The organism is Borreliella californiensis (assembly GCF_014205885.1).
GTDB classification, from domain to species: Bacteria; Spirochaetota; Spirochaetia; order Borreliales; family Borreliaceae; genus Borreliella; species Borreliella californiensis.
The window spans coordinates 1-5,337 of record NZ_JACHFB010000016.1 but is presented as its reverse complement, the minus strand read 5'-3'; the positions used below and the strand labels follow the sequence as shown (position 1 = coordinate 5,337).

Here is a 5,337-nt window from a genome sequence, read left to right as displayed (position 1 = left end):
GAAATTCTAAAGCCTATTATAAAAGAATATTTGAATAACCAAAATAAAATAGAATACAATAAAGTATTTGGTACATATTATCTTGAATTATTAGAAATAATAAAAAACAAAAAAAATTCTTTAACTGTAGAAGAATTTTACATAAAGGCCGTATGAGGATTTAAATATGGAAAATGCACCCGAACCTATTGAAACTATAAGAAAAGGAAAATGTAAAGTTGAATGTCAAAATAAAGAACGCTTTATTTTGATTGAAAAAGAAAATGGTAAAGCAATGTACCATACAAAAATAATGATGGACATTTATAAATTTGGGGTTTATGAAAAAAAACATGAATTTAGATTATCATTGCGAGCATTATTTAATGGGGAAAGAATTGTTGAAGAAACTCATTTATACCCGATTAAAGAAGGGGATAAGTTTATTGGCATTTTCTATGGATACAGAAAACCAATCAAAAAACCTTTAATAAAGTATCAATTAAACGGGACTAGAAAAGCGTATGCATTAGCAAGGGCATATTATATGGAGTTTAGATTTAAGGCCGGAAGCGTTTTTTGCTATTTCAAGGGATTATATCGTTTATTAGATAAAAAAAGAACAAACAATCACTACAATAAAGTTTTATTTAGTATGTTTACAGATTTAGAACAACAAGTATATAAATTTTATGGGAAAAAATACCCAGAACAAGGACCGTTAATAAAATGGATAATAAAAAACCTAAAATAATAACAATTGCGTCAATCAAGGGCGGTGTTGGTAAAAGTACAAGTGCAATAATTTTGGCAACACTATTATCAAAAGACAACAAAGTACTTTTAATTGATATGGATACTCAAGCATCCATTACTAGTTATTTTTACGAAAAAATAGAAAAATTAGGCATTAATTTTACCAAATTTAATATTTATGAGATTTTAAAAGAGAATGTAGACATCGATAGTGCCATTATAAATTTAGATAATAATCTTGATCTTATACCTAGCTATCTTACGCTGCATAATTTTAGTGAAGATAAAATTGAACATAAAGATTTTTTGTTAAAAACCAGTTTAGGAACTTTATATTATAAGTATGACTATATAGTAATTGATACAAATCCTAGTTTAGATGTTACATTAAAAAATGCACTTTTATGTAGTGACTATGTAATAATTCCAATGACGGCTGAAAAGTGGGCAGTGGAAAGTTTAGATTTATTTAATTTCTTTGTAAGAAAATTAAATTTATTTTTACCTATATTTTTAATAATAACAAGATTTAAAAAAAATAGAACACATAAAAAATTGTATGAAATGTTAAAAACAAAAGATAGGTTTTTAGGAACAATAGCTGAAAGGGAAGACTTAAATAGACGAATAGCAGAAAATAATAATTTTGATTTAAATAAAGATTATATAAAAGAATATGAAAATATTTTAGAAATTTTTTTAAAAAAAATATAAAGTCTAATTATTAGACGTGTTTAATATAAAAGGAGGTTAAATTGGATATTAAGGTTAATAAAAGAGATTTAAGTGATAATGAAAATTATGCTATTACTGATAGTGTATTAAATCATTATAATTCTTTAAAAGAAAAATTAAAAATTAATTCTAAAAAAGAAATCTATTGTAAGTTAGAAACTTTAAAAATTTTAAAAGAAATTAAAGACAATCATTATTATCGGTTTGATGGGTATAAAAGTTTTGAAGCTTTTTCTAAAGATTATAGACTTGCAAGAGCACAGGTCTATAATTATTTAAAAATTGCTAATGCAATAGAAGATGGGATTATACAAGAAGAATTTCTAATAAAAAATGGTATACTAGAAACGTTAATTGTATTAAGAAATAAAGAGAGCAAAACAATAAAAAAATCAAAACAAAACCCGATAAAGCCCCTAAGATTTCAACTTAAAAAACAAGAAAGTTATGATTTCTATAAAAACCATTCTAAATTTACAGCGTTTATTTTGGAAGAACTTCTTGAAAATCAAAAAGATTTTCTTAATAAACTTTTAAAAAAATATAAAGAATTAAAAGGATAATAAAGGGGATTTTATGAGTAATTTAGCTTACAATGCTCTTAAAATAGAAAATGTAAGGTTAGAATTTTTAAATAAAGGGTTTAGTGAAGAGGCAGTAGATTTTGTTTTGCTTCAGAACGACAATTACAACTTTGAAGTTTTAAAAGAGAAAATGAATTCTTTAGAACAACAAATAATTAATGTAGAAAAGAATTTTCAAAAAGATATAGAGAGTATTTATGTTAAGATAGATAGTGTAAATACCAAAATAGATAATGTAGAAAAAAGTTTAAATGCTAAAATAGATAGTTTAGATACCAAGATAGATAATGTAGAAAAAAGTTTAAATGCTAAAATAGATAGTTTAGATACCAAGATAGATAATGTAGAAAAAACTTTGCAAAAAGATATATCCAGTTTAGATACTAAAATAGATAGTGTAAAAAACGAACTTAATTCTAAAATAGATAGTGTAAAAAACGAACTTAATTCTAAAATAGATAGTGTAGAAAAAACCTTGCAAAAGGATATATCTAGTCTAGATAATAAAATAAATGTTTTAAAAAACGAATTTAATGCAAGCAATAGAACAATACAAGTAATTCTAATAATGGGAATAACGCTTGCCCCAATTATCTATTCTATATTTAATAAGTATTTTTTTAATTAAAAATGATTAAAATTTTTTAAAATATTAAAGGAGTATATAACTTATTTTTTAGAATAGAATACTATAATTTTGATTTAAATTCTTAAAAAGAAACATTTTATTTTTACTTTCTTTTAAATTAGAACTTATTTAAATTTTTAACAAGAGAATTTAAGTAGGTTCTTTTATTTTATCAAATACAAAGTGATTTTAATTTGAAGTTAGACTATGCTACAAGCATTCTAGTTGTTTAAATATTTTTCAATTGTGAATATTTTTTTGCAAAAAAAAGTTTTTGTTATACATTTATATGTAATAAAAATTATAGGAGGAAAAGACCATTTTTATTTATAAATCCTAACTTGACTTGTCAAAAATATTTTTTAATAAATACAATTATTTATTAGCTCACATTTTCCTAAAAAATAGAAATAAGGCTTAGCTAGAGTCTCTAATAAAGAACTAGCTAAGCTCTATTTTTTTGTAAAAATTTTTTGTAAAAAAGTTGGCAAAAATAGTTTTTGCTATATAATTATTTTTATAACATTAAAAGGAGTACATTATGAACAATGTTTCAAACAAAAATAATCACCCACAAGACAATATTCAAGCAGAAATAAGCTTCAGAAAAGATATGAAAACTCTAATCAGAAACTTGCCGCGTATTGACAAAAGTCTTAAAGGTTATGGGTATAAGTATCAAGATTTCAATGACATAGTAGAAGTAATTTATAGCGTTATTGATAAGCATAATTTGGATCTTTTTTTTACGCAAGATCCAATTTCTGTAGAGAGTCAATATGGCATAGTTGATTATATTAGGACTACATTCTACAGTACAAGCACTGTGTACAAATACTCATTTGATACGCGAATTCATACAGATAAATTACAATGGAACAGTGAAAATGGGTCTAAAAATATTAATACAATGCCACAATTTGTTGGATCAGCTATTACTTATTTCAAAAGGTACGCTTTAGTGGGGCATCTTTGCATAAAAAGTGAAGTTGATACTGATGCAGCTCCTATTTACAATAATCACGAAAATGGAAATTCTATAACTAGTAAACAAGCTAGTGTTAATCAAAAGCAAGAACAAAAAAGAGAACAAAAACAAGAGATTAATCAAATTCAAAAAAATAACACTATTCAAAACCAGAAAAGAGATATTAAGCAAGAACAAAAAAAAGATAGGCTTTATTATTACGGTGTTTTTAAAGAAGCGTTGTCTAATATAAAAGATTGGGTAAATAGCCCTACAATAAAAGATAATATAAATTCAATTATTCAAAAAATAAGCTTTATTCAGAATATAGACCCCAATAATTTTGATGATATCAAGAAAATTGAATCTGATTTAATCTCGTATTTTGAGAAAAATAGTGATTTTAAGAGTGTAAACTATTGGGCGGAGATTATAAAAAACTATTTCAAGAAAAATAATAGATTAAAGGATTTACAAGATTTTGAAAAGTTTATGTCGTTTAAGCGAACTGCTTATGGCCCTAGCCCATTAATATTCTTTAGTGTCTTAAAAGAATATGAACGGTTTGATGAGATATTTGTAGCATAGCAATATTAAAGCCCCCTATTTGGGGGCTACTCTATATTAGGAATTACCGCAAGTACTAACTGCATTGTTTGTTCCAAAGCCATCTATACCCCCATTAAGGGCTCCTTGAACTATTTGTTTAAAGATGCTTTTTTGTTGTTCAGCATTATCCCCAGTACATTTATCAAGTTCAGTTTTTATGTGGTTAAGTGCAGATTTTATTTTGATTTCATCATGTTGTAAAAATTTATCAAATTCTCCAGGATTAGTTAGAGCAGTTTTTAACCAATCCAGATGTGTTTTTTGATCATCAGATAGCTTTTCTCTAAGTAGTTCTTCTTTAGATTTTGGTTTTTCTTGTGTTACTTCTTCTTTTTTTAAATCACGTTTTTTTCTGCTTTTTGTTTGTTGAGCATTGTTTTTTAAAGTGTCATTATCATTAGAATTACAGCCGGTTAGCGTAATTAAAAATAAACAAAATAATATGTTGATAATTTTCATTTTCATTTCCTTCTCTTATCTCTAGTCCAATATGTTGAGTAAAAATAAAATTTATTCTTGTAATTATAGAGCGTTTTCTTGAAACAGTATTGTCAACTATATGTGTCAAAAAGAAGCGTGTAGAAGGAGCATTGTATAGAAAATATCATCAAAAATTGAAGCATTTGAGTTTTTTATAAGTTCATGACTGATATTAATTAACAATAAAGTATTATCAAAAAATTCATCAGTTTTGGGTCTTAATTGTTTATAGATGTTGGAAAATATTGCCAAAATTAAAATATTCTGGAGGGTTTGGTATCTTTTTTCATCTTGTATGTTTTTTCCTTTGGATGGATTTGCCATAACTTTATTTATTGTGTTAAGATATATTTTGGTTTTTTGTTCTCCAAGTTCAATAAATAATTTATTAATTTGTTCTTCATTATATTCGATTTTTGTGTAATGGCCAATAATTATCTTATCAAAATTGTTGTTTGTGGGATTTTTTAATAGATTTTTTCCTTCTTTAAAGAACCTTTTTATATTTTCAAGAGTTGATTGTTCTTCTTTTGTCAAATTATTTAAAAAGTTGGCGAAAAGATTAATGTTTGTAAAAATTAGCAAACTATATAATATAT

The 5,337-nt window shown here is 24.9% G+C and carries 7 protein-coding genes and 1 pseudogene; 6 read left to right on the top strand and 2 right to left on the bottom strand.

The genetic code is table 11. The features are described from left to right. The 6 genes and pseudogenes from HNP67_RS07275 to HNP67_RS06445 form a co-directional block, all read left to right on the top strand. Nucleotides 1-156: pseudogene (locus HNP67_RS07275) on the top strand (plasmid maintenance protein); the annotation flags it as partial. Between the two features lie 10 nt (nucleotides 157-166). After that, nucleotides 167-733, top strand: a complete 567-nt coding sequence (locus tag HNP67_RS06465; RefSeq protein WP_184125702.1) for a DUF226 domain-containing protein — start codon at nucleotides 167-169, stop codon at nucleotides 731-733. Then, a complete protein-coding gene (locus tag HNP67_RS06460; RefSeq protein WP_184125700.1) occupies nucleotides 709-1,449 on the top strand; it encodes a ParA family protein in 741 nt (246 codons plus the stop codon). Before HNP67_RS06465 ends, HNP67_RS06460 begins: the two co-directional genes overlap by 25 nt. A gap of 41 nt (nucleotides 1,450-1,490) precedes the next feature. Further along, nucleotides 1,491-2,033, top strand: coding sequence for a chromosome replication/partitioning protein (locus HNP67_RS06455; RefSeq protein WP_014017694.1), 543 nt, complete (start codon nucleotides 1,491-1,493; stop codon nucleotides 2,031-2,033). A 13-nt stretch (nucleotides 2,034-2,046) separates the two neighbouring features. Beyond that, entirely contained in the window at nucleotides 2,047-2,682 is a 636-nt protein-coding gene (bdr, locus tag HNP67_RS06450) for a Bdr family repetitive protein (RefSeq protein ID WP_184125698.1), read from the top strand. 541 nt (nucleotides 2,683-3,223) lie between these two features. Beyond that, nucleotides 3,224-4,237, top strand: a complete 1,014-nt coding sequence (locus tag HNP67_RS06445; protein ID WP_184125696.1) for an ERF family protein — start codon at nucleotides 3,224-3,226, stop codon at nucleotides 4,235-4,237. A 36-nt stretch (nucleotides 4,238-4,273) separates the two neighbouring features. Here HNP67_RS06445 and HNP67_RS06440 read toward each other — a convergent pair whose 3' ends face one another. Beyond that, the gene (locus HNP67_RS06440) at nucleotides 4,274-4,717 is read right to left on the bottom strand and encodes an Mlp family lipoprotein (RefSeq protein ID WP_184125704.1); all 444 of its coding nucleotides are present in this window, start codon (nucleotides 4,715-4,717) and stop codon (nucleotides 4,274-4,276) included. A gap of 105 nt (nucleotides 4,718-4,822) precedes the next feature. Beyond that, nucleotides 4,823-5,337 (bottom strand): hypothetical protein (locus HNP67_RS06435; RefSeq protein WP_214646565.1); only part of this gene is annotated, 515 nt, incomplete at its 5' end.

Bases quoted from the DNA above. Each gene is read 5' to 3' on its own strand.
- HNP67_RS06465 (WP_184125702.1), top strand. From the start codon at position 167: ATGGAAAATGCACCCGAACCTATTGAAACTATAAGAAAAGGAAAATGT.
- bdr (WP_184125698.1), top strand. From the start codon at position 2,047: ATGAGTAATTTAGCTTACAATGCTCTTAAAATAGAAAATGTAAGGTTA.
- HNP67_RS06460 (WP_184125700.1), top strand. From the start codon at position 709: ATGGATAATAAAAAACCTAAAATAATAACAATTGCGTCAATCAAGGGC.
- HNP67_RS06440 (WP_184125704.1), bottom strand. From the start codon at position 4,717: ATGAAAATTATCAACATATTATTTTGTTTATTTTTAATTACGCTAACC.
- HNP67_RS06445 (WP_184125696.1), top strand. From the start codon at position 3,224: ATGAACAATGTTTCAAACAAAAATAATCACCCACAAGACAATATTCAA.